This is a genomic window from Sphingobacterium sp. LZ7M1 (genome assembly GCF_024296865.1).
Taxonomy (GTDB): domain Bacteria; phylum Bacteroidota; class Bacteroidia; order Sphingobacteriales; family Sphingobacteriaceae; genus Sphingobacterium.
The window spans coordinates 2,255,960-2,281,662 of record NZ_CP101134.1 but is presented as its reverse complement, the minus strand read 5'-3'; the positions used below and the strand labels follow the sequence as shown (position 1 = coordinate 2,281,662).

Sequence of the window (25,703 nt, the reverse complement as noted above, 5' to 3'; positions counted from 1 at the left end):
TTTTTTTTATATGCTATCAATTTAATTTATATCGCACACTCTCTAAAGCTTCCAATCCATCCAAAAATTCATTGGTGATAAAAATCTTCTTCCGCTTTACAGGCATTTCAATGGACAATTCATCCTGAAGATCCATGATCATAAACTTTAATTGACAGTTTGCCTCTTGTCCTTCTAATTGAGTATAACTCACTAACTCTTCTAATGTTTTGACAAATTCCTGATTTAAGATATGCAATGGAAACTGAATAGTAAAGCTTTTTGCCATCTTTTCGCGTAAATCAGATAGCAATTGGATGCCTTTCAGCTCAAATCCCCAGTTACCAACTTGTTTGAAACGCTCTTGCACCAATCCCCTGATCTGGACAAAATAGCCTTCCTGCAGATAACCTTTAAATTTCACATAATCTTCACCAAAAACCATGATCTCATAGGAGTCTGAATAATCTTCAATAATAAATGAACCAAAAGGTTTGCCCGATTTGGCAACCCTATGGTTTGCCAAGGCCACAATCCCTCCTAAAACAACCTCCTTGTTCTTGATCCGGTTAAATTCAAGTAATAGCTCCTGCTCTACTTCCGCAGCTTTCACCTTATTGATCATCTGTAGGTCTGTCACATTATTTGGACAGAAATGGCGCATTTCGAATTTATAGTTATCCAAAGGGTGACTGGTCAGATAAATTCCGATCACATCTTTTTCATATTTCAACTTCTCGATCAATCCCCATGCTGGACATGGATTCAAGGTCGGTTCAGGCAATTCAACAGCTCCACCCGCTCCAAATAAACTTACCTGCGCGGAGTTCTCATTCTCTTTAAATTTATGAGCAAATTTAATGGCCTTCTCAATCCCCGAACTACTATCGGTGTCCGAGAAAAAGTATTGTGCACGGTGGGTATCCGAAAAGGAATCAAATCCTCCAGCATAAGCCAAACTTTCGAATGCTTTCTTATTGATCATCCGAAGATCAACTCGCTTAGCTAAATCAAATATTGACTTGTACGGACCATCAGTTCTACTATTTACAATCGTTTCTACGGCTCCTGCTCCTACACCTTTCACTGCTCCAATACCAAAACGGATAGCCCCTTCATCATTTACCGTAAATTTATAATGCGACTCATTAACATCTGGACCTAAGACAGTTAAACCCATTCTCCTACACTCTTCCATAAAGAACGTTACTTGTTTGATATCGTTCATGTTATTGGAAAGTACAGCAGCCATATATTCCGCTGGATAATGTGCTTTTAGGTACGCAGTCTGATAGGCGACCCAGGCATAACAGGTGGAGTGGGATTTATTGAAGGCATAGGATGCAAATGCTTCCCAGTCAGTCCAGATCTTTTCCAAAACCTTTGCACTATGTCCATTCGCTTCTGCTTGGGCAACAAATTTAGGCTTCATCTTATCCAAGACCGCTTTTTGTTTCTTACCCATCGCCTTACGGAGAACGTCGGCATCACCTTTTGAGAATCCCGCAAGCTTTTGGGACAGAAGCATTACCTGCTCCTGGTAAACCGTAATACCGTAGGTTTCACTCAGGTATTCCTCACAGGCATCCAAGTCATAGGTGATAGGTTCAATTCCATGCTTACGTTTTACGAAACTAGGAATATATTCCATCGGACCTGGACGATATAATGCATTCATGGCAATTAAATCCGCAAAGACTGTCGGTTTTAATTCCTTCATATATTTCTGCATCCCTGGAGACTCGTATTGGAAGATACCAATGGTCTCACCCCTCTGGAACAGTTCGTAGGTCTTTACATCATCAATAGGGAAATTATCGGGATCCAAATCGATGTCATGGCTCAATTTTACGTTGATTACAGTATCCTTGATTAAGGTTAACGTTTTTAAGCCTAGAAAGTCCATCTTCAACAGACCCGCACTTTCAACGACCGAGTTGTCGAATTGGGTGACATATAGATCTGAATCCTTCGCTAAAGATACTGGAACGAAATTCGTAATATCATCCGGTGTGATGATTACCCCACAGGCATGTATACCCGTATTACGCATCGATCCTTCCAAGACCCTAGCCTGTTTAATGGTCTCCGCTTCAATACCGGCACCATCAGCCAAAGACTTCAGTTTATTGACGGCTTCCAACTCTTCACTACGCAAAACTTCCTTCAGCGCTTTGTCTTCCAGATTGAAGATCTTACTTAGTTTCAAGTTGGGAATCAATTTTGCAATTTCATTGGCATCAGAAAGTGGAAGATCCAAAACCCTGGCAGTATCCTTGATAGAAGATTTCGCTGCCATAGTTCCATAAGTAATGATCTGCGCTACTTGTGATGCTCCATATTTGTCGATTACATATTGCATTACCCGACCACGCCCCTCATCATCGAAGTCGATATCAATATCGGGCATGGAAACACGGTCAGGATTCAAGAAACGCTCAAATAGCAAATCATATAAGATGGGGTCTACATTGGTAATCCCCAAACAATAGGCAACGGCAGATCCTGCTGCTGAACCACGACCCGGACCTACTGATACTCCCATTTCACGGGCGGCAGCAATAAAGTCCTGTACGATCAAGAAATAACCAGGATACCCTGTTTTCTCAATCGTAGCCAATTCAAAATCCAATCGCTCCCGAATGGAATCGGTAATCTCAGGATATCGTTTCTCCGCACCGATATAGGTCAGGTGCCTTAAGAAGGCATTCTCACCACGCTTTCCACCATCAACCAAATCCTCTTCCGATTGGAACTGTTCAGGGATTTCAAATTTTGGAAGTAAGACATCCCTGTTCAAGGAATAAATCTCAATCTTATCCAAAACCTCCTGTATATTGATGATGGCATGTGGTGTATCTTTAAAAACCTGCTTCATTTCATCAGCAGATTTGAAATAGTATTCTTGGTTTGGTAAACCAAATCGGAATCCGCGACCTCTCCCTTTCGGTGTAGAGAGCTTTTCACCATCCTTAACACATAATAGAATATCGTGCGCGTGCGCATCAGCTTTATTGACGTAATATGTATTGTTGGTCCCGATTACCTTCACCTGATGTTTTTCTGCCAGTTGGACCAAGGTATCATTTACCCTGTTTTCGTCCTCCTGACCATGTCGCATCAGTTCAATATAGAAATCCTCGCCAAACTGTTCCTTCCACCAGATCAGCGCTTCTTCTGCTTGGGCTTCACCAATATTTAAAACCTTGCTAGGGACCTCACCATTTAGGTTACCTGAAAGAACGATCAAATCTTCTTTATAGCGTTCGACAGTTTCCTTATCGATCCTCGGCACATAATAGAATCCTTCAGTATAAGCTACTGAAGCCATTTTTGCCATGTTGTGATATCCATTTTTGTTCTTGGCCAGAAAGACAATTTGATAACCATTGTCTTTTCTGCTTTTGTCTTTACGGTTCTCACATACAAAGAATTCACAACCCACGATAGGTTTGATGATCCGACCATCATAGGTCTCGCCATTTTCTTCAGCTTCCTTAATTTTTGCTTCTACATCCTTATTGTGACCTAAGGTCTTGCTAACAAAGTGAAAGGCTCCCATCATATTACCATGGTCCGTCATGGCAACTGCCGACATTTTATGCTTGGCTGCTGCTTGGATCAGGCTATCAATGGAAATTGTGGACTGTAAAACTGAAAATTGGGTATGATTATGTAAGTGGGCAAACTCAGCTGCTTCAAATTTAGCTAGCGTTTCAGGATCAATGACAACCTTTTTAACCCCCATGCTTTCCTCTTGACGGATTGCATCAGAGGCCGCCTTCAGGTTGACATGCTTCAGTCCTACCGATTCAACAACGGAAGGATTCTCTTTTCTAAATTCTACAAAATAGCCGGTATCAACCTGTAAATCACTTGGCGTAAATACATCTTTTCTGATCAGCTCAAAAAAGCATCGCGTAGTTGCTTCCACGTCGGCTGTAGCATTGTGCGCCTCAGCAAATGGAACCCCAAACAGATAACTGTGTAATTCTGTTAGGTTAGGCAACTTATATCGGCCACCACGACCACCGGGCAGTTTCAATAGCTCTGCCGTGACTTCCGTACAGGTATCAAGGATTTGCATGGAAGCCATTGGACTATCCACCTGATAACGGTAGAATTCACAGCCCATAATATTGATATCAAAACCAATATTCTGACCTACCACAAATTTCGCCTTTGCTAATGCTTCATTGAATTTTACTAAAACATCAGTCAGGGGTATACCCTCAGATTCTGCCAATTCAGTAGAAATACCATGGATTTTTTCAGAATCATAGGGAATGTTGAAACCATCCGGCTTGATCAAATAATCCTGATGCTCAACCAGCCTTCCCATTTCATCGTGCAATTGCCAAGCAATCTGAATACACCTCGGCCAGTTATCTGTATCCGTAATTGGTGCATCCCAACGCTTTGGCAAACCCGTAGTCTCCGTATCAAAAATTATATACATCTTTCTCTTCTCCCTAAAACTTTGAACTAACAAAAATACTTAATATTATCCTAATAAACTCCCAAATTCTAGGAACTAAAATCTCCAATTCTTTAAGTAAATCTAAACTAGGATTTTAAAGGCAAAGCTCTGTTTTTAAAAAGTCATTTTGCAATTTTAGCTTTCCATATCGATCAATTAATAAATTAGCAACCTATCAAATTCCAGCAAACAAAAAACGCAGCCCATTTACTGCGGACTGCGTTTTTATATATTTTTAGAGGTTCTTTATTTCAAGATCACCACTTCTACTCTTCTGTTCTTTTGTCTTCCTTCTGGAGTTTTGTTGTCAGCAATTGGTTTGGTCTGGCCTAAACCTTTTGTTGAAATTCGAGCGTCAGATATCCCCGCATCTACCAAAAACTTCTCCACTGAAGCTGCACGCTTGTCTGACAGCCAAACATTGTACTCCGGAGTACCTGTAGCATCAGTATGTCCATCAACTCTGATCTTGGAACTGGCGTTGGAAGTCTTCAATACCTTCACCAATTTGCTCAATTCAGTTTTTGCTCCATCTGTTAAATATGAAGAATTTGTCGGGAACAATAAATCGGATGATATGGAAACTAAAATACCTTCATTTGTCTGCTTCGCGTCCTCAAATTCTCTCTTCACATTTTTCAATCCATCATTGGTTCCATCTTGACTGACTACAGCCCCTGGGTTCACAACCAATGCTTGTTGTTTACAAGAAAATAAAGTAAGACCCGCTAAAAAAATTAAAGTTAAATAGTTGATTCGCTTCATGAGTTTTTATAAAGTTATTATTCTGTAAATATAGTGATATTACTATTAAAAATGTCACTTCTTGAAGATTCTTTGTTCCGCAGATCTGATTTCTGGAATTGCCTGATATAAGTTCCAGATCAGCCCTGTTCTGGCGTTCTCCAACAGGATGGCAAGGTTGGATTGGTTGTTGGCAATATACTCATCAGAAACATCATCTGTCCGCAAATCCATCCATGCTCTAAAACCATATTCGGTAAAGAGGTATTCTCCAAATTGATTGTACATGGCATACATGGAACGCTTAGAACGGCTCTCATCCAAAAACATGGACGAAATCGCTATGGCCGGATTGATCCGGAAAGTACCAATACTATCTCTATATTGATAGAATCCCCAAATATCAGAATTTGAAGTACCTACGCCAATCTCATTATCCCTGCGTTTAGCCACTTGTGTATATTTTTGGAGAACTGATTTCAGGTCATACTCTCCTACCTTACTTAGATTCGGGTTGATCGTATTAAAAGGCCTGTACATATCCAATAGACTCGTGGTATAGTTTCCGAATGGAAGTTTGATACCGTACATCAGGGTATCATGCGCTGAAGCCACTTTAAATATGGAATCCTGCCCAGGAACGGAAATCAATACCTTTTCAGCATCCATCATCAGATTAACGGAATCTCCTAAATTGGATTCATGATCGGTGCCCATCCGTCGGATCGAATTTCTTCCCCTTGGCTTTTCAAATCTATATTTTAAAGCGTTGGCAAAGGCCTCAGGTGGCAAGCTAGATTTTGTTGAAGCAATGGCTAACATGTAGGCATTTAGGCCTCCATTGATACCAACCAAGGGATCAAAGGTAAAATATTCATCTACCATATCGATTGCTGACCTTAACACCAATGGATCAGACGGCAAGGTCACTCCTCTCCAATCCAATCTTTCCCACAACTGGGTAATATCCGCGCGTAACTTATTTTCATCTGCAGCATCGGTGGTCAGGTACTGACGGATGACCAATAAGGCTTCCATCAAGGAACTCGTGGCTTGCACGTCATAACGTGGAATATCGTCTAGATATAAGGGCAGTCCTTTTCTACCATCAAAATAAGCAGGAAAGAAGCCTTTATTGTTTTGGGCCTTACCCAAAAAACCTACAATCCGTTTAACCCGACTTAGGAACAATGCTTTGCTTACAAATCCTTTCTCTACACCCACCAACATGCTCAACATGGCACCTCCGGTTTCACGAACAGAAACCACTGCCTTATCTTTCATGCGATAGGGCATGTACATTCCTGAATTGATATCGTAATTCTCAACGAAATAATTTACGTTGGCAAGTTGGATCAGATCCAATAACTGATCTTCATTAAGCTGTTTGGGTTCTACCTCTAGCACTTCTGAAAATGGAGATTCACGGTAGTTGTAGTCCACCCAGGCAATCTTATAATAATATTTCTTATCTAAAACTGGCACATAGTCCAAGCTCCTCAGCATATAGGTTGGTCGGATGGCCACTGCTTTAAATTCTTTGTTGTCCAAGGAGCGATAGATTTTAACATAGCGGATACTAGGTGTCAGGGGAACCTGCCATTGTAGGTCAACATGCTTCCCATAAGCAGTAGCTTTGGATAATACCGCATTGGATGTCAAGGGAGCCTCTGAATATTTTGTAGGAAGGAATTCTATCTGATCCAGAAATAATTGATTGGTAACCTCACTGGAGTGATGTTGCCTAAGTATAATCCCAGAGATATTATGATCAATATTCAAGCCTGCAAATTCCTTCAGTGGAATCTTCACGCTCATCCAACTGCTATGGTTATAATCTTCGATATAATCTCCCAATGGGATAGAAACTGATTGATTCATCCCTTGTTGGATAGAGATGGAAGGTAAGTTTTCAGCTTTTGTACCAGCGGAACCTACAAAGATCTTTAGGCTCAGGATATCATCGAAGGACACCCGATAGTGAAATTTCTGCCTACTATACTTGATCAGCACATCCCAATCTCCCATTTCAGAGGAAATGTATTTTAGGGAAAGCGCATTCCCAGGAGTAAAAAATAAGCTGTCCGAAACCAAAAGGTTTTTTTGGACATTCTCCACCCAACTATCGCCCGAATAATTAACGATACTGCGGGCATAAGTTCCTTTCACCAAACTATTATCAAATACCACCTCAGGATAGGATTCAGCTTTACTGTTCAAGCCCAGAAAGCATAAAAAGAGTATAGTAAAAAGTCGAAGTTGCATAAACAAGAATTAATCTACGAAAATAGATAAAAATCGCGCCAAAAGCTATTATTATGCCCTTTTTCTGGCTTCGTGATAAAATTATTACGCACATTACAAGCACATTGCATTTTTTATCAGGATATTATTTTTCAACTTTGTTAAATCTCTCTATATTTGCAGCACGTCAAGCGAAAGTAGCTCAGTTGGTAGAGCACAACCTTGCCAAGGTTGGGGTCGCGAGTTCGAATCTCGTCTTTCGCTCAGTTGCCTAGGTGGTGGAACTGGTAGACACGCAGGACTTAAAATCCTGTTCCCGTTAAGGGAGTGCGGGTTCGATTCCCGCCCTAGGTACAGAAAAAAGCCGCTTAAAGCGGCTTTTTTAGTATGTAAGTATTTAGTAGTTAGTATTTAGACCTATAGTTTCCTAAAAAGAGAAACCCCTAAAGGGGGTGAGATAATTTTTTATTTGAGGAAACTTCAAATTCTGAATGATATTTAAGAATCTGTTAGGTTCTACTCTCCACATCCCTGTCATCGTCAATCTTCGATTGACGAACTGTACGCCAATACAAACTATCTAAGATTGGCACATTGAACGTCAATCCAAATTGGATAATAGTTTAAGTTTGCATTGTTCCGAGATACTTCGGATGAACCTCAGTATGACTAAAAAAAAAAAGATTCTTCGCCTTATCCTGAATCCCTCTTCAGCGCATTTTTATTCTGAACGATTAGTGAAGAATCTGTACGGTTCCACTATAACTATCCCTGTCATCGTCAATCTTCGATTGACGAACTGTACGCCAATACAAACTATCTAAGATTGACACGCTGAACGTCAATCCAAATTGGATAATAGTTTAAGTTTGCATTGTTCCGAGATACTTCGGATGAACCTCAGTATGACTAAAAAAAATAGATTCTTCGCCTCGCTCTGAATCCCTCTTTAGCGCATTTTTATTCTGAACGATCAGTGAAGAATCTGTACGGTTCCACTATACCCATCCTTGTCATCGTCAATCTTCGATTGGCGAACTGTACGCCAATACAAACTATCTAAGATTGACACACTGAACGTCAATCCAAATTGGATAATAGTTTAAGTTTGCATTGTTCCGAGATACTTCGGATGAACCTCAGTATGACTAAAAAAAAAAGATTCTTCGCCTTATCCTGAATCCCTCTTCAGCGCATTTTTATTCTGAACGATATGTGAAGAATCTGTACGGTTCCACTATACCCATCCCTGTCATCGTCAATCTTCGATTGACGAACTGTACGCCAATACAAAATTCCATGATTTTAAAATTGTTTATTGTATTGTACCGAGATCCTTCCTGCGTCAGGACGGCAACGTGGCGTTAAACTATATATGATTAGGCTTGTATTGTTCTGAGATTTTCGAAGATTTTTAGAATACGAAAAAAGCCTTCACAATATTTTACCTAAATTCGAAAAGGAACAATTGCAGGTTCTCCTCCCTTCCCTAAAATTTTCAACTAAGAAAATTCTCCTATTTCTAAAAATCTCGATAGACCTTTTGACCTTATTCGAGACACATTCCGAAAATTCGCAATACAACCAAACCATTTCTCGAATATGGCTCGAATGAATCCCGAACAAGACAAGGAAATAAAGTCCAATTTCAGCCATCCATTTCTTCCTAAAAACTGATGGCCCTCTCCTATTTTCCTACCCAATCTCAAGTCTAACCTTATCCATTTCAGTCAATTATTTACAATTATTTAAAAGGTCATTTTCACACTTTAGAGGCCATTACCACATATCAATAGCAAACTGTAGTGATGAAACGACAATTTAAAATTAACTGCTATTACGCATATCTTCTGCAGTAGAGAAAATGAATTTCCTACTTATTTTTACAATGTTTTCAAAGTGAAGACATTAGAATATACCGAAAATCACTAACTATTAACGCGTAATTCTAAAATTTTATAAAGTATCACTAACTAGGTGCAAAGCATTATGGATAAAACTTACATGAGTCCAAAAATCGAGGTCCTCGATATCCATCTTGAAGAAGGTATAGCTTCAGGATCAGCATTTGTCCGCCCTCATAACACTGATAATGAGCTGATGGACCAATGGTACCAAGACGATCAGGAAACAAAAAATATCGATTGGTAATACAAACACACAAAGAATAATAAAAACCTACAAAATGGAATTTACACTACTGAACAAGATGGCTAGATTAAAAAGTATGTTCTTTATAGCGATTCTGCTACTTAGCTTTCAATCTTGTAAAAAGTCAGGCTCTGATCCAGTTTCTGGAGAACTAACGACCGTAAAAGTAAAATTATCGGTTGGCTCGCCTGAAGAGGAAAGAATAGCATACGGAAGCAATAAATCAACTAAGAGAGCGCCAGAATCCAATGTACAATTATCAAACGTACAGATCAGCGATAATATGAACATGGAAGTGATGGTAATCCGCGATGTTGAACCTTCTACGATTAGAAGGACTTCTTCTGCAGACAATGCAGCCAAAGCAGCAACACAAACCGTGAACTCAACTTTGACTCCTGGCGTGAAATACCGCATTATGGTTTATAATAATGCAGGTGCTCATCAAGGGAATTTCGACTATATCTATGGTAGCGAACCTACAACTGGTGGCATTCAATTAAATGCTGGTGAAACCTACACTTTTGTAGTTTATTCAGTGAATAGCTCGACAGATTTACCAAATGTGAGCAACCAAGGAAGCTTAAGTACAGCTAGTCTGAATAATATCTCCAGTGATCTTATGTTCTTTAAAAAGTCAGTGAAACTGACTCACGGAGATAATAACCTGAACGCCGTATTGGTACATCAATTTAGCCAGATTACGACGACCATTGAAATGGACGATAGTATGACTGGATCTATTGAAGCAATTTCAAATGCCCGTTTCTCTCCAACAAAAGCTAGTGGTTCATTGAAATTCAGTGATGAAAGTCTAAGTTTCCCTAATCAAAATGGGCAAACTAATGTGACATTTCCAACTATTACACCTGGTATGAGAAGCATCAGTAGTAATCCAACATTTTTGATCAGCAAGAGTGTTACGGATGCCATCTTTACTTTTGGATCAATCACCTTAGATGCGGAGACCCAAACTGGAATTCAAGTTAAGGATGTTAAGATTACTCCGGGACATAAGTACAATTTAGTATTACGATTCAGAGCATGTACACAAAATGTAACTTCAGATGCCATGAACTGGAGATACAAGGAAGAAACTTGGAGAGAAGGAAATTGGTTTACAGGTTATACAACTTATATTGGCATCATAAAAGACGGCCAAAAAATTAAAAATAATGAGATTATTACCAATTCATTCAGTGCACCACGAGCTGATTATGGTTTCCAATTTGATATTACCGAATTAGACAATGCATTGAATATGCGCGTAAATGGTAAATATATTTTTGGAAACAGCTACGCAGACCAGATCCAATTCCAGACTAACAATAACTTAGGTACTGTACGTAATATTGAATTTGAAGACGGCACAGAATACGCTAAAAATGGTATTGATGAGGCTTACAACTTAAAAGGTACATTGGCTAAACCATTGATCCGTATCATGATCAGTCGTACTGGAGAAGTGACCATGTTAGGAAGCAAAACCAACGAAGGACCATTGATTCCATTGCGCTTGAAAGGTGGCAAGCAATTCAATAATGTTACCTGGAGTTCAACAGGTTCAAATACCGTAGTAGTAAGCCAGAAAGTGGACGGTAGGACGATTGTTGTTGGTAGAGGTTATGGAAGAAAAAGAACCGACTGTCCTAAATAGCATAAGCCCCATTTAATAACAAGGATATAATTTTTAAGATAACGGCCAAATGTAATATTTGGCCGTTTTTATTTTGCCAAGATTTTATTGATATACTCGCACCCAATCTATTTCCATGGCGACAGGTAATTGTGTTTGATCCACCTTACCTACCCAATTACCGCCTAATTGTTGATCGATCAAGATAAAAAAAGGTTGATCATATGGCCATTGTGTAGGGTCAACCCCTTCTACTCTTGGATAGGTAAAAGTATCCTTTCCATTCAATTGAAAAACAATTCTGTCAGGGTACCATGAGATTCCAAAGACATTGAATTCATCAGGTTCTATGGCCGTTGTGCCAGAATGTGGCGGATTGTCTTGATGACCAAGATTTAGGGTATAATGGGAATGGGTTGTCTGATAGATTATTTTATCAAAGTTAAGGTGTTCCATGATATCGATCTCTCCATTCATGGGGTATTTGCCGTATTTATCCAATTCAGCTAACATCCACATGGCCGGCCATGCACCCTGTGCACTTCCCAATTTAGCCCGAATCTCAATCCGGCCATATTGAAAGGCAAATTTGTTCTTGCTCCAGATCCCTCCTGTGATAAAGGGCCTAGGGTCTGAGGATAGGTCTGGATTATTGATACCTAGTAAAAACAAACTCCCATTTTCCATTCGGAAAACGGCATCTGAAGTACTCATATGTCTGTTCCAATCAGATTCTCCTTTGGGTATCCGGGACCATTTTGTTGTATCTATCCCCGTCCCGTTAAAATTATCCTCCCAGATCAATTTCCACTTTCTATCTGCCCTATTTTCTTTTTGGATATGGATATATGGTTTGTCCGCCATCTTTTGCGTGACTGAACAGGACCCCAATAAAGTAATGAAAGTGAGTCCAAGGAGATATAGGTTTTTAGTTTTCATAGCAGATTAAAATAGAGAAGTTTGTCCAGACCAAGGTTTTTGGATATCGGGACGATTGGTATTTCCGCTGCGATCAGCTGTAACCCGATGCACTTGGTGGGCATTTAATTCCTTTGGGTATGGAATCATCAATTGTTTGATTTCCTCTTTTCCTTCTGCAAATAACCAAGCATCTCTTGACTCCTCGGGAATTACCAATGGCATCCTTTTCTTTTCATTATGAACCTCCTCAAGCAGTTCATTTGCAGCTGTTGTGATCACGGAAAAAGTTGGATAAGTTTCACCAGTTTCCTGATCCGTGAAATTGGAATATACAATCCCCAAACTGATAATTTCATGCTTAGGAGCATAAATGAAGTAATTCTCAGTATCTTTTTTTCCGGCGACCTTATGGGGTTCATAAAACCCGGTTACATACAATAATCCTCGATTATTGTGGATGTAGTTTTTATAGCTAGCTTTTTCGAAAATACTTTCAGCTTCGGCATTGAGGGTGTTTGCATATTTACCGGCATCTGTTTCCGTCTTCACCCAGCTGGGGATCAGCTTCCACCTCGCCTCGATCACAGCATCCGAATCTTGGTTTAATGTCACTGGAAGATAGGGTCTAGTGAATCCTGAAATATGGAAAATTTCATTTTCATTCGGATAGTATACCTTCTTTTTGGGAAGTTTATTTTTTAATTCTGATTTACTTGGAGAACCAACATGATAACACATAACTGTAAGGTAGATTTCATTTGAAAATAATAATTATTATACAATAAAACGCATATTTTGATTGCAGGAACACACATGGAGATAATTCAACATTTATAATTGCCAATAAACAATTATACCCCAATAGCTTGGGGTATAATCTTATGCAAATTGACAATAAATTGTAAACTAATTTCTGAAAAGAGTCAATCTGCAATTTTATGGTTGTATTGCGATGTGCGTTATAACAGTTTTAATGTTCTAGATAATTTTCAAACAATTTAAATGTAAATTGGTTTTAGAACATTTGATTTTTTATAAATAATAAAAATATTAAACTTTTTTCACCGGAATTGATTCATTCATAAAGGTATACTGAAAATATGAGGGATAAAATAAAACTGGAATTGGGTGATATTACCAAATGTCATGTGGATGCTATTGTAAATGCAGCAAATACTTCATTATTGGGCGGAGGAGGTGTTGATGGTGCAATCCATCGGGCTGCTGGACCTTCACTATTAGAAGAATGCCAACAGATCCGCAACAGGCAAGGTGGTTGCAAAACAGGCCAGGCTGTCATAACCCATGCAGGCAATCTTCCCTGTAAATTTGTAATCCATGCCGTTGGTCCGGTTTGGAAGGATGGGAACCATAGTGAAGATGAGCTTTTATATAATGCCTACTTCAATAGTTTAGTTTTGGCTAGTAAAAATAATGTAAGCAAAATTGCATTCCCTAATATCAGTACCGGAATTTATGGTTTTCCAAAAGAAAGGGCTGCAAAAATTGCGATTCAGGCGGTAAAAAATTATTTAGCTGAAAATGAATCGATTGGAGAAGTAATTTTTGTCTGTTTTGATGAGGAAAACCTTAAGATTTACCAGAAATCGTTGGATATAACTATAATATAAACGTCATAACTTGGATTTCAACCATCCAAATTGCATATAATTCGATACATTTAGGCTCCCAGGACTTAATATTATGATTGAAATCAAAGTAGCATCTATTGATGACTTGCTCATTATTCAAAAAATTGGTCGAGAAACATTCCTTGAAACCTTTGAATCCAGAAATTCCGAATCGGATATGTCTGCATATATTAATGATCGTTTTTCCGAAATCCAGGTTCAGCATGAATTGAAAAATCTGGAGTCTATATTTTATATAGCTTGGGACCAGGAAGACCCTATTGGCTATCTGAAATTAAATATTGGTCAGGCCCAGACCGAGTATAAGCTGGAAGACCATATCGAAATAGAACGAATTTATGTCTATGCAAGCCATCATGGCAAACAAGTTGGTCAGCTTTTATTTTTTAAGGCCCTTGAAACCGCAAAAAGTTTAAGGGTACCGACGATTTGGTTGGGAGTCTGGGAAGAAAATGCCCGTGCCATCAGTTTCTATAAGAAAAATGGATTTGAAGAATTTGATAAACATATTTTCAGGTTAGGTAGTGATGAACAGACGGATATTTTAATGCGAAGGGCAGTTGGGTAATACCCTAAGGGGGTGAAATACTTTTCTTTACCCTTTTGTGTCACCCTGAGGGCACCCCGAAGGGTCTCGGAACTATCCAATCTTCTTGTGAAATAATTTTCAATAATGATTTCCAAAGCTTGAAAATAAAATAATTCTCTTCTTTACTTTTGAAGCGCAAATTAACCAAACTGACGAAGGAGCTCAGGGATACCAATCCTATTGTTACTTTTGAAGCCCAAATTAACCAAACCGACGAAGGAGCTCACGGATACCAATTCTCTTCGTTACTTTTGAAGCCCAAAAGTAACCAAACCGACGAAGGAGCTCAGGGACACCAATTCTCTTCGTTACTTTTGAAGCGCAAATTAACCAAACCGACGAAGGAGCTCAGGGACACCAATTCTCTTCGTTACTTTTGAAGCCCAAAAGTAACCAAAAGGCTTCGGCTCATTTAAGATGGCTTTTCGCACAATCCAACACACATGAAAAGAATGCCTTGATGTCGGGAATATCTTCCTGCAAAATTCTCCTTTTAGATGGAGAATTTTTTGAAAGCATTCCAAGGCCAATCCCATCGCGCAGGGCAACGTCATTCTTTCCATTTTTCCGCCATTGGAAATGAGCCGGGAGCTAAAGGACTTCCTTTGGAAGGATGATGTTTGTTTTGAGTAACCCCTAGCGGGCATGAAATACTTTTCTATACCCTTTTTGTGTCACCCTGAGGGCACCCCGAAGGGTCTCGGAACTATCCATACTACATTTGAAATGGTGTCCTCATCTTACGATAGCGGAATGACAAAAAGCTCAAAAAGAATCAAAAAATAGATTCTTCGTTTACTCTGAATCCCTCTTTAGCGCATTTTGATTCTGAACGATTAGTGAGGAATCTGTACGGTTGTCCTCCCACAGGTCCTGTCATGCTGCACCGAAGGTGCAGGAAAGTTCGTCAATGCAAATTGTATAATAATGTAAGTTTGCATTGCTCCGAGATACTTCGGATGAACCTCAGTATGACTAAAAAAAATAGATTCTTCGCTTCACTCTGAATCTCTCCTTAGCGCATTTTGATTCTGAACGATTAGAAACTTTTGGACGTTGCGCCTTATTTTTTGATCAGTTCGATATTGGAATGTTCAGCGATAATTTCTTGGAGGATTTCGAAATAGGTCTGCCCCTTCCCTTCCCTTAATGCATCCAATCGTTTTTGGATAACGGAAGAATCGAAATCATCGGGATGCTCTAACTTTTCCTGATAATAACTAATGGTGAATTCAGTTCCTAAAGCTTCTCGATTGGCTTCAAAGTTTTCCCAGATCAATGTTATTTCTTCCTTTTCACGGATGGCTCCAAAACCTCCGTACAATAGGTCATCAAATGCATCCAAACTTTCCGCTAATTGCCAGCTTTCATTTTGCATAAACTTTCGATTTATTTCTTCGTAAAAACTGGATTTATCGTGGATTTGGCTACCGTCAATTATGATTTCTTTTTTCATGCGTACACAAAAATAGAAATTTTAAGGAATCTGACTAAATAGGAAGTAACAGCAAAAAGCTATTCCGTGTAATCCTTAGTACAGCTGTTATAAACCATAGTTTTATTGGCAACTTCATTAAAGTTTTCAAAATCTACCTTTTCTAGGTCACAAGTATAGCCATATTCTGGAGAAGCAGTTAGGCAAGAAATACACACGACATCTACATAATATACCGTTTTGCCTTTATAGATTCCTTTATAGAGATTGGTTTCATACGCACCTTTCTCGGTACATCGTATTTCTTTCTTGAAATGGCTTCTTAATTTTTTGGAGCAGGGTGAAGCATCTTGACCTTCTTTTTCACAAGCCGTAAACAGTACTATGGCTAGAGCTAAAAACATAATTCTCTTCATAATTGACAATGGTTTAATATTAATAGAAATGCTGTGTATTAACTAAACGATTAAATTTATCAAGATGCTACAAAGTTGAATACATAAAAAAAGCCTGATTTCTCAGGCTTTTTCCTACAAATTATGTTTATAAAAAAATTAATCTTTTAATTTTTATTTACAAGCAATTTTAGCTTGACCGTAACCTCTACCTACAACAAAAGTTGTATTGGATACTTTTTGAGTAACCTTTACGCTATTCGTTCCAGAAGTTTTCCAAGGCACGTTGTTGAATTTCAAAGAACCTTTTAAAACCATTTGAACTAATGGTCCATTGTTTGTTTTGCTACCTAACATGGTCACTTCACCTGTTTTACTGATAATGATTCTAATCATTGGAGTAGCATCAGTTCCTCTAAGGTTCCAAATATCCGGAATGCCACCTTTACCATGTTCCGTTCCATCAGCAAATTGAATGTTACGAGTAATGATTCCTTCACCATTTGCTGTGTTATCGTAAGTTTGGAATTGAATCTGGCCTTCTTTAGGATCAGTTAAGATCTGAACTCCATTAACTTCCATATTTATGGCATTGTCCAATTGGGTGATATCAAATGTAAAGCCGTAATTTGAAGCAGGAGCAGTGAATTCTCTCGTCAATAATTCTCCATTTTTCCAAACTTTACCTGAATTTGGATCATAACAACCCTTACGGTCACCAGTTTCAGGAAATTTCCAGTTTAAAGCATCATTCGCCAATTTCACTTCCTGGGTACAGGTTCTGAAGTTCAGATTCAGGTTATACTTACATCCAGGATTTACCTTAATATTAGCGATCGAAAAGTTTGTCTTGGTTTCATCATCAATTTTAATAATGCCAAAATTCAATGTTTTGTTGGTAGATGCAGGGTTGATAATCAAGGTAGGAAAACTAGTAACGTCCCTTAATCCGGTTCCCAAAACAGGGAAATTGATTGCTGCAAATGTATTTTGGTCATTTTTGTAAGCGATTGTTTCGCCATTGAAATTAAAGGTAGCACTAGCATCCACTTTTCCGATGGTTGTGTTGGTCAAGGTCTTGATAGAGCCTGTCATTTTTGAATCCATCGTTAATCGGGTAGTAATCATGCTGAATCTATGTTTTAGGATTACCCCTAATTTATTGTCACCATAGGTCAGTTGTTTATCTTTAACAATAAAGACCATTAAATCTTTAGATACGTCAACCAATTTTGCATTTGCAAATGTTGTAACGCCATTGGTGTAGATTAATTTAGGTAATTCATCATTTGCGCTGTTGATCGAATAAGCAACAAAAGTATATTTTTTACCAGCATCTAAGCTCATCGCACCTGCTGAAGCTTCACTACCATAGGTATAATCCTTTGCTTGATTAAAAGTACCATCTGCATTAAAGGCTACCAATCTATATTTGGTACCTTTGGTCAGTGGAGTAGTTTTCGTTACTGCTGCTGCCATATTAGCATCAGAACCACGGTAAGTAGTTTGGTTACTCACTGTTCTATTTGATCTATCATTGTCTTGGGACATTTTCACGTCCACTACAAAATCATCATAAACCAATGAGGTATCTTTTACGAGCCCAGATGCAACAGAGCCTTTGGTGCTGCTTTTCTTATCGAAGTCAATATTGTCCTCTTCAAAAGAAATCCCATCAATCTGAACATTAAGTTTTGCTTCTCCATTGCCCCCAACTGGATCATCAGACCTCTTACAAGATCCAAAACTAAGCATGAGGACTGCCAAGAATCCAATACTAAATTTCATACTGATTTTATTTTTGATATTATTCATGTTCTATTTCTTAATCAATTTTTATTATTACCAATCGATATTTCTATTATCATCATCCTCTTCAGTCCATTGGTCTTGGACCACATTGTTACCATTTTGAGGATATACTTTTGCAGACCCCAATGCGATGTCCACTTCCATCTGTACTTTAACTAAATGAACATGGGGAGTTTTGTAGTGCTTTTTCATTTCTTTAACCTCCATTACGGTCTAGACTCAAAACCAAAAAGAAAAAACAATTTTTCCTATCAGTTAAGATTTAGCCGCAATTTTGTATGCCTTTTTATTAATTTTTTAATAGTTGTGTGCCATAAAATTATGGTCTACAAAAATACACAGGATTTCGATTACCTGAAATCAATAGTATCTATTTAGTGCTGTTAATTATTTTTTGTAGCCCATGGCCTACACGAAATTAGCGTGTAAAAAAAGTAGCTAATATGATTTAGTTAGCAATCAGCTTAATGTTGACTTCAATTTATTAAATTTTTTGTATATCGAAAATCGATAAAAAACAGAAAAATATCTTCGTTTAACGGCTTTAAACTGTGTTTTAAAAAACAGGATTTTCAACTGTTTTAAGCAAGATTTTAAGCAGATGAGCGCAAGATTAGCTAATCATGAAAAAAAAGATTTTTGGACTTATTGGATACTAATATTAACGTCTGGTTTTATTTTATTGAAAAGGAGTAAAATACATGTTTGAACATGTATAATTTCAGCCGCTTTAACTATATTAGTAACTAAGAATGCAATTAATCACGATGAATAAGAATATTATTTTTCTGAATATTATAAGTTTGTCCCTACTCTATTCTTGTCAACAGGGAACTAAAACAGAACCTATTCAAGCTAGTCAAAATTCCACGCAAAGCCCTATTCCGGAAGCTATACCTCTCACCTATCAGATAATTGGAACACTAGACCACGATACTTCAGCTTTTACCCAAGGCTTTGTTTTAGACCAAGGAAGTCTAATTGAAGGGACAGGTCTTGAAAGGCATACCCGAATCAACAAAATTGATACTTCAACGGCAAAAGTTGAAGTACTCAAGGGAAACTATGAGAATGAAGTGTTCGGTGAAGGAATAACCATACTGAACAATAAGCTTTATCAATTGACTTACATGAACAATAAAATCTATCAATTTGATCTGGACAATTTAAAGCAGCCCAGCGGCACACATAGCTGGCAGAAAGAAGGCTGGGGATTGACACATGATTCTACCTCCTTGATATTAAGTGATGGTTCCTCCACGTTGTACTACCTTAATCCGGAAAACATGGCAATCATCAAAGAATTAAAGGTACTAGATAATATGGGGTCAGTCGATAGCCTGAATGAATTGGAATATGTGGAAGGTTATATTTTCGCTAACCAATGGGGGTCTGATTACATTTATAAAATAGACCCGAAAACAGGCTATGTGGCAGGAAAAATAAGTTTTGAAGGGATCTTACAACTTTACGACAAGAGTTTTCAACCTGACCCTGAAAAGGTGTTGAATGGGATTGCCTGGGATCCTATGAATAAATTTATGTTTGTTACTGGAAAAAACTGGCCTTTGATATTTAAGATAAGGATCAATTAACCTTCATAATTATGGTCTTCAGTGATACTAATGTAATACCCATCGAGATCATAAAATGAAAATTCCATTTTTTTGGAATTCATATTTCTATGAAGATCTTCAATCATCTCAATCTGCATTTCTTTTGCTGTATCGTAAATCCCTTGGTAATCCTTGGTCTTAAAATATAAGATTAAGCCATTTCCATGTGCAAGGTCTGGGTTTTCCATGCTAGGATGATGATGTTCAGCCCATTGATGTAGGCATATAATGGTTTCACCCGAAGAATCTTGCAATACAGCGAAATTCTCGCCACCATGACTGTTATGGAGGTTTAATAACCTTTCATACCAAACGGCACTCTTCTGTACATCTTGCACAGCGACAATAGGATCTAGTTTCATATTTATCTGCATTACCAAACGCTATATAGCAAGAACAATTAAAGACAGGAAATTGATTTCATAGATTGCCATTCATGTTCGATATTTAACATTATTACGGCATGGTCAAATTGGATAGAGCCTTCAGGAAAGCGGTTTTTATCATCAAAATAAGTCGATTTTATGTTTTGTACTTCTAATGGACTTATCTCCCAATTATAGGTGTTTAATTTTAGTCCATCGAATGATTTTCCATTTGGTGAATAACCAATGGATCCTTTTTCAAAGAACTGGGATACCTCGTCAATGTTGTCGAATATTGAACCTAATGGAAACTCTGAGGTTCTCCTGGCGTCGATTTGGATATGATTCTGATCGGAACTGAGCGCATCTAGGTGATAATTAGCATTAGATTCTCGAATATTGAAGTTTGCAAAGTTATGTTTTCCAGGAAAAAACCTACCTCCTACTAAAGTGTTCAAATAGAGACTGGTATCTCTTCTGGGAATATAGACCCCTTCACAAATTTGGCCGGATTCATCTGTCCATTCTACAGCAAAACGATGGGCTGCATTTTCAGAACTAACTCCAAATAATTTAGGAAAACCTTTCGGCTTGATAGATTTGAGCCGGATCAAGCAGATGCCTACAATTGCTTTTCCTTTATATAATTTTGGCGTAAATGGAGCTGGCAAGATTCCGCTAACGACTGTAGGATCTGCAGTATAATTGACTAATATCCTTCTTTCTATAAACCCATGGATCTTTGGTATATTCATCGGGAAATGCTAGAGTCTTTATTGTTAAAATTTTTATGAGTAAATTACAAATTTCATTACTTTCCAAATTGTACCTTTTTGAATGCTGATGGAATATGGAAATCTGGCTTTATACTAGTGGGTCTAATCCAAGATATCCAATTGATTGATTTCTCATTCCATTCCAGACTATCAAATTCGCCTCTGAATAAGCTTAAATATACTGATTGCCCGGAACTTGAATCCATTATACTTTTAATGAAATCCATAGGAATCTTACCTTCCAAAATGTAGCCATCAGGTTTTATTTTTGACTTAACTTCTAAACTTTCTAAATCCCATCCATAGTCAAACTTTCTATAATGGCTTGCCCTATAGTCTAAAACCTTGGCACTTGGGGATATTTCAAAACAGTAATATTCTTTTAAACCAAGATCTACTGATAAGAATATCTCTCCTCTATCGCCTCTACCTACATCTTCTTCTTTCTCAAATTTCTTTTCTACAACCTTATTATCCTTGATATCAAAATAGAAATAGAAATAGGACCCATCATGAAATGCCTTAAAGATCGTCTTCCCAAAGTTTTGATTTCCCCAAGGAGATATAAATTGATCTACGGTGAATAGATTTCTTTGATTATTCCAGTCGGTTAGATTCCCATCTATAGAGGTGGAATGGTTTTTTTTGAATGGAATTAATGGGATTTCAGAAGATTGCGCTATAGTAGCTTTGGGAAGGCTAAACAATCCGGTCAGAAGGATGAAAGGAAATAGAAAAGATATTGGTCTTTTAGGCATTATAGATTTCTTGATTTGATCTCGTCCTCTAATTCCTTTGTGCTATTTTTGGATTTCACAAACCAATAGACAAATAATAATGGGAATAACGTAAAAAAGCTGAACCCTTTATTATAGAAGCTGTAGGCTGCAACACCTACCGCCGCCCCGATCAAAAGTGCATTGATCAGATTGGTTGACTTTAATTTCTTTTGCTCTTGTAGGAGCTGTTCGTCCGTCAATTGGGAATATTTATTTTGGTTCATAGATTTGGGAAATTGATTTTTAGTTTAACGAATATAGAAAAATTGGAGGGAAAGAATGTTAATCTTATGATCAGTCTATAAAAAAACAGCCCTCCTATTTAGAGAGCTGTTCATTCATTTTTAATTTTCCGGTTCCTTTTCGGCTTCATCAGGATCAACCACAAATCCTATGAAATAGGTTATTACATTTAAACCTAACATGACATACATGGACCATCCAGACTGATGCGTTAACACATAATAAGAATATCCTAGTATGAACAGAACAAAAAGTATGTTGAGAAAGTAGGCTTGATTGACATTCTTTAAACTTGTTAATCCGAACTCGTTTTTGACAGCTAAGGCATTTTGCCTTTTACTGAATAAAAAGATAAAGATGATATATGCTAAAATGCCTACACAAATATTAATAAACATGACAAAAATACTAAATGGTTAAACTTTGCTTGATTTGATTAATTAACTGATCCCTTTCGTTGAGATCGGACGTAATTGCATCGTTAGTATGCTGCATTAAATCCTGATTGAGTTTTTCTAAAATTTCATCATTGCTTTTATTTAGAGCTTTCAGGGCTTTAATTTCATCCAAATACTTTAATCGACGAACCATACTTTTTGCTTGCTCCGCGATTATTCCGACCATTTTACCTGATAAATCAGCAAGGTATGGTTTGTCCGGAAAGTTTTCAATCATCAATTTCTCTAAATAACCGCTCATCCTTTCTTTAATGGAATCCTCATCACGCAATTGCAGAAAATTCGTTTTGGTAATAAAAGAATCCATTTGATCCGAAATCAATTTAGTTTCATTCACATCAAAAGAACCTTTTTCCATTCCTGTTGAAACTCCATCTATGAATTTCTTACGTACGTTGTCTAATAAGGCAACCGTATCAAGTACTTTATTGGCTGCATTCGAAATTTTCCTAGACACTAATTTGCTCTCATCATAGCTTTCAGCCCCTTTAACTGCCTTAACGAAGGTCAGGTTACTTAGGTATTCTGCTGGGTTCAATAAATTGTCCCGAAGTCCTTTTTCTAAAATATCCTTCGAAATCTTTAAAACAGTATTGATATTCGCTGGATTAATATCTGTTAAAACAGCGTCCATATTGTTTTCTTTAAAATACTCTTTAACTTCCTCTGAAAAACCCTCAATTGACTTTGCTATGTTGACATTTTCTTTTTCTAAATCAACGATACGACCCTTATAATATGAAATGTCCTTTTTTAATTTTTCAATTTCATTTGTACTTGAATTAAATTCAGCCTCGTATGGTTCGAAAAAAGTAGACCATTTAGCAAATACATGATCATATACTGCCGTATTTAAACCCAAAGACAAGATCTTTGAAATCATTCCTGGTTTGGTTGGCTGAATATTCAACAACCTTTCATATAACGGCTTAACCTCATTTTCAAGATATGCCCTTTCGTCATCTAAAAGCTTTTCTAGATTTCCAATGCTTTTATGATGTTCTAAGACATCCAACTCATTCGCACGCCTTGATAAAACAAGTCTTTCTCTTTCCTTAAAAACCGGAGACTGCTTAAATTCTCCATATTTGTTCAGTAAACTCTTTAATTCACCTCCTAAAATATTGTTGAAATACCTTCCATAACACTCTGCCAAAGGAATAAATACCTCGCGAATATTGGTGTAAACCTCAAATAACCTCCCCAAATCAACCAGGATCTTTTGATAATCTGGAGCAAAGGAAAGTTTCATAAACTCAATATCCTTCTTAATTTCCAAACATTTCTCCTTAGATAGGGCCCTTGTATTTGAAAAGTTTTCTAATACTTTCATCGCAACTTTGCCAACCTCCTTTCCAATATGCTTTTGCTTTAGCTTGGAATAGACCATCTTATCAACAACATTTGAAAGTGATGAATCTAATTGGTCTTTTACCTTTTGTAGATTTTTATCTGCCTGATCTAAAAACGCATCGTATTTACCTTGAATCTTTTCAAATTGCGTGTCCAAATCGTTAAACATGTTCTCTACATCCAACCATTCAATTTGATTGAAATTGAATAATTGTGGGTATGAATCATAGATTTTCTCGCCATACACATCTTTTAGGACGCAAATTAAATCTTCCCTGTCAAAGCTTAACTGAATCCTTAATTGAGAATATTCATTGATGGATTGTAAAATGGAAAATTTAGCAAAATGGTATTCTTCCAGAATATTGGTATAGATTGAATATACTTCTGTAGCCCTTTGCGTAAATTTCTTCACGTTACTCGCGCCAGTGATGGAGAACCAAGATTCTTTAGGTAATTCTATTTTCTCAAAATTATTTTTGAAAATGTCTAACGTTTCTCTTATCTCGTCCTCAAATGATAGGTTTATCATTTCACCTAATACCTTAAGGCTTTCTGCAGAATTTTTTACCGTATCAAAAGTCAAGCTCTGTTCTGCTACAATCAGACTGCCATCTTGGCTTAATGGCTTAGAGATGAAATTATTAACGAAATATTTATCCGCATTCTTCTTTTTGTAGATACTTAATGTTTTATAATAAGACTGATATGCTTGCATAAAACTCGAATCTTCATATAAACGCTTTTGAAGAAGATTGGAACTATTTAGGTATTCAACAATATCAGATCGAGTATACTGGGTCTGATTAATTTCACATTCACTGAGTAATTTATCCATTACTTCGGAAAAAGAATTATCAACCAAACCGTTATCGTTATTTAATACCTTCAGCATCTTCGAAACATAGCCATCATGCCTAAACCAGTTGTGTGCCCAGTTAGGGACCATAAAAATATATCCACTTGGGTCTTCATGAGGTGCACAATCAAGCTGATTGCCAATCGCTAGTGAAGCTTCTCTTACCGTCATGCCACAGACATGGGCTACTTCCTGCCTGAGCAAGTCATAAGTTACTTCACGGATCATAGCCGCAGTAACACTCCTATCCGCTAAGGCTTTGGCTGTATTTTCATTGGAAGCAAGTATTTCGCGTAATTGCGCTTCATCTGGAGTTCTGACCACAGGGGAAATCCGTAATCCCCAAAAACAGTACTCTCCATCAATTTTGAACATTTCAAAGGGAGTGTTTGCATTTCGAGCATTGCACTTTTGGGCTAACTCGGCCAATTTATGATTGCTGATATTCTCTAACAATTCGTTAATGATGGGCTGATGCCTCAATTGACCATAGGTATATCCTTCCCTATTTATTCCACCGGAGCCATTAGGAATGTCATTATCATCTACTTCACAGATTTCAACTGAGCGGATGTTAATTAGATCTGGATAGTCAGCATAGAGATTTTTAAATTTCTGTTTCATTTCAGTTAATAATAATAGATTGGTTGCATGGCAAAAGCCATGTATTAGTTCAGATTCACTTTTTTGGAACTATTTCACAAATGTAATTTCGCAGACGGCCAAATTTTGTCAGTCTAAGGGTAATGATTAATAATAAGTCGGTCTGTTGATTCAAAATTAATTGATAAACAGTAAAAGATTTTACGGGAAACCATATTGAAACCTGAAAAATTATTTGCTAATGGGTAAGGTGGTTGGAGATTTTAAGGGAAAAAGAGAAAGATTCTTAAGGTTAATGGGATTGCGGTAGGGACTTATAGCTAATAGGGACATTAATATGAACAAGTAGCTCAAAGGGACACTATCTGGATTCTTTAGCTCAAAGGATCCCGTTGCTCATAGGGATTGGTTCAGCCCCACTGGGCCCGCACGCAAACCCTGAACCTTCCCTTTGGGGGGAGGCTTCACAGAAACAAAGGGCCTCGCTCCGCGGGCCTTTTGTTGTTTCAGGACTGCCTTTGCTCAAACAAGTTTGCCAAGGAACTCAATCAGGATTCTTTAGCTCTTAGGGATTCCGGTAGGATCCCGTAGCTCAAAGGGATTGGTTCAGCCC

19 protein-coding genes and 2 tRNA genes are annotated in these 25,703 nt (G+C 37.7%); 7 read left to right on the top strand and 14 right to left on the bottom strand.

The window, feature by feature from the left end; genetic code table 11:
* Nucleotides 1-16: 16 nt before the first annotated feature.
* The 3 genes from dnaE to NMK93_RS09830 form a co-directional block, all read right to left on the bottom strand.
* Nucleotides 17-4,438 carry a DNA polymerase III subunit alpha gene (dnaE, locus tag NMK93_RS09840; RefSeq protein WP_254527034.1) on the bottom strand — a complete coding sequence of 1,474 codons (4,422 nt, stop codon included), beginning with the start codon at nucleotides 4,436-4,438 and terminating at the stop codon, nucleotides 17-19.
* 267 nt (nucleotides 4,439-4,705) lie between these two features.
* Entirely contained in the window at nucleotides 4,706-5,224 is a 519-nt protein-coding gene (locus NMK93_RS09835) for an OmpA family protein (protein WP_185214370.1), read from the bottom strand.
* Nucleotides 5,225-5,278: 54 nt separating this feature from the next.
* On the bottom strand, nucleotides 5,279-7,468 hold the full coding sequence (locus tag NMK93_RS09830; protein ID WP_185214369.1) for a glucoamylase family protein: 2,190 nt from the start codon (nucleotides 7,466-7,468) through the stop codon (nucleotides 5,279-5,281).
* Nucleotides 7,469-7,638: 170 nt separating this feature from the next.
* Between NMK93_RS09830 and NMK93_RS09825 the strand changes: the two genes are divergently transcribed.
* The 4 genes from NMK93_RS09825 (at nucleotide 7,639) to NMK93_RS09810 (ending at nucleotide 11,255) form a co-directional block, all read left to right on the top strand.
* Nucleotides 7,639-7,711, top strand: a tRNA-Gly gene (locus NMK93_RS09825).
* A gap of 5 nt (nucleotides 7,712-7,716) precedes the next feature.
* Nucleotides 7,717-7,801, top strand: a tRNA-Leu gene (locus tag NMK93_RS09820).
* Between the two features lie 1,650 nt (nucleotides 7,802-9,451).
* Nucleotides 9,452-9,598, top strand: a complete 147-nt coding sequence (locus NMK93_RS09815; protein WP_185216216.1) for a hypothetical protein — start codon at nucleotides 9,452-9,454, stop codon at nucleotides 9,596-9,598.
* 34 nt (nucleotides 9,599-9,632) lie between these two features.
* Entirely contained in the window at nucleotides 9,633-11,255 is a 1,623-nt protein-coding gene (locus tag NMK93_RS09810) for a hypothetical protein (RefSeq protein WP_185216215.1), read from the top strand.
* An 84-nt stretch (nucleotides 11,256-11,339) separates the two neighbouring features.
* Here the strand turns inward: NMK93_RS09810 and NMK93_RS09805 are convergent, their stop codons facing one another.
* Complete coding sequence (locus NMK93_RS09805; RefSeq protein WP_254527033.1) at nucleotides 11,340-12,173, bottom strand: glycoside hydrolase family 16 protein; 834 nt, start codon at nucleotides 12,171-12,173, stop codon at nucleotides 11,340-11,342.
* Nucleotides 12,174-12,179: 6 nt separating this feature from the next.
* Entirely contained in the window at nucleotides 12,180-12,893 is a 714-nt protein-coding gene (locus NMK93_RS09800; protein ID WP_254527032.1) for an SOS response-associated peptidase, read from the bottom strand.
* Between the two features lie 362 nt (nucleotides 12,894-13,255).
* On the opposite strand from NMK93_RS09800, the gene NMK93_RS09795 reads away from it, so the two are divergent.
* Both NMK93_RS09795 and NMK93_RS09790 read left to right on the top strand, forming a co-directional pair.
* Nucleotides 13,256-13,786 carry an O-acetyl-ADP-ribose deacetylase gene (locus NMK93_RS09795; protein ID WP_185212072.1) on the top strand — a complete coding sequence of 177 codons (531 nt, stop codon included), beginning with the start codon at nucleotides 13,256-13,258 and terminating at the stop codon, nucleotides 13,784-13,786.
* Between the two features lie 73 nt (nucleotides 13,787-13,859).
* Nucleotides 13,860-14,375, top strand: a complete 516-nt coding sequence (locus NMK93_RS09790; protein ID WP_185212071.1) for a GNAT family N-acetyltransferase — start codon at nucleotides 13,860-13,862, stop codon at nucleotides 14,373-14,375.
* Nucleotides 14,376-15,459: 1,084 nt separating this feature from the next.
* On the opposite strand, the gene NMK93_RS09785 is transcribed toward NMK93_RS09790, so the two are convergent.
* The 4 genes from NMK93_RS09785 to NMK93_RS09770 all read right to left on the bottom strand — a co-directional run bounded on the left by NMK93_RS09785 (nucleotide 15,460) and on the right by NMK93_RS09770 (nucleotide 18,230).
* Nucleotides 15,460-15,852, bottom strand: a complete 393-nt coding sequence (locus NMK93_RS09785) for a barstar family protein (protein WP_254527031.1) — start codon at nucleotides 15,850-15,852, stop codon at nucleotides 15,460-15,462.
* 59 nt (nucleotides 15,853-15,911) lie between these two features.
* Nucleotides 15,912-16,247, bottom strand: a complete 336-nt coding sequence (locus tag NMK93_RS09780; protein ID WP_254527030.1) for a hypothetical protein — start codon at nucleotides 16,245-16,247, stop codon at nucleotides 15,912-15,914.
* Nucleotides 16,248-16,400: 153 nt separating this feature from the next.
* Nucleotides 16,401-18,014: a hypothetical protein gene (locus NMK93_RS09775; protein WP_254527029.1), complete on the bottom strand. Its 1,614-nt coding sequence runs from the start codon at nucleotides 18,012-18,014 to the stop codon at nucleotides 16,401-16,403.
* A 54-nt stretch (nucleotides 18,015-18,068) separates the two neighbouring features.
* Nucleotides 18,069-18,230, bottom strand: a complete 162-nt coding sequence (locus tag NMK93_RS09770) for a hypothetical protein (RefSeq protein ID WP_185212114.1) — start codon at nucleotides 18,228-18,230, stop codon at nucleotides 18,069-18,071.
* A gap of 575 nt (nucleotides 18,231-18,805) precedes the next feature.
* Here NMK93_RS09770 and NMK93_RS09765 point away from each other — a divergent pair.
* On the top strand, nucleotides 18,806-19,633 hold the full coding sequence (locus tag NMK93_RS09765; protein WP_254527028.1) for a glutaminyl-peptide cyclotransferase: 828 nt from the start codon (nucleotides 18,806-18,808) through the stop codon (nucleotides 19,631-19,633).
* On the opposite strand, the gene NMK93_RS09760 is transcribed toward NMK93_RS09765, so the two are convergent.
* From NMK93_RS09760 to NMK93_RS09740, 5 genes are all read right to left on the bottom strand, one after another.
* A complete protein-coding gene (locus NMK93_RS09760) occupies nucleotides 19,630-20,016 on the bottom strand; it encodes a VOC family protein (RefSeq protein WP_185216206.1) in 387 nt (128 codons plus the stop codon). The two genes, NMK93_RS09765 and NMK93_RS09760, sit on opposite strands and share 4 nt — an antisense overlap.
* A 38-nt stretch (nucleotides 20,017-20,054) precedes the next feature.
* Nucleotides 20,055-20,774, bottom strand: coding sequence for a DUF2071 domain-containing protein (locus NMK93_RS09755; RefSeq protein ID WP_254527027.1), 720 nt, complete (start codon nucleotides 20,772-20,774; stop codon nucleotides 20,055-20,057).
* Nucleotides 20,775-20,830: 56 nt separating this feature from the next.
* Complete coding sequence (locus NMK93_RS09750) at nucleotides 20,831-21,553, bottom strand: sugar-binding protein (RefSeq protein ID WP_254527026.1); 723 nt, start codon at nucleotides 21,551-21,553, stop codon at nucleotides 20,831-20,833.
* Complete coding sequence (locus NMK93_RS09745; RefSeq protein WP_185212063.1) at nucleotides 21,553-21,798, bottom strand: hypothetical protein; 246 nt, start codon at nucleotides 21,796-21,798, stop codon at nucleotides 21,553-21,555. The genes NMK93_RS09750 and NMK93_RS09745 overlap by 1 nt, the downstream gene beginning before the upstream one ends.
* Nucleotides 21,799-22,225: 427 nt before the next feature.
* Nucleotides 22,226-25,111: a hypothetical protein gene (locus NMK93_RS09740; protein ID WP_254527025.1), complete on the bottom strand. Its 2,886-nt coding sequence runs from the start codon at nucleotides 25,109-25,111 to the stop codon at nucleotides 22,226-22,228.
* Nucleotides 25,112-25,703 lie beyond the last annotated feature (592 nt).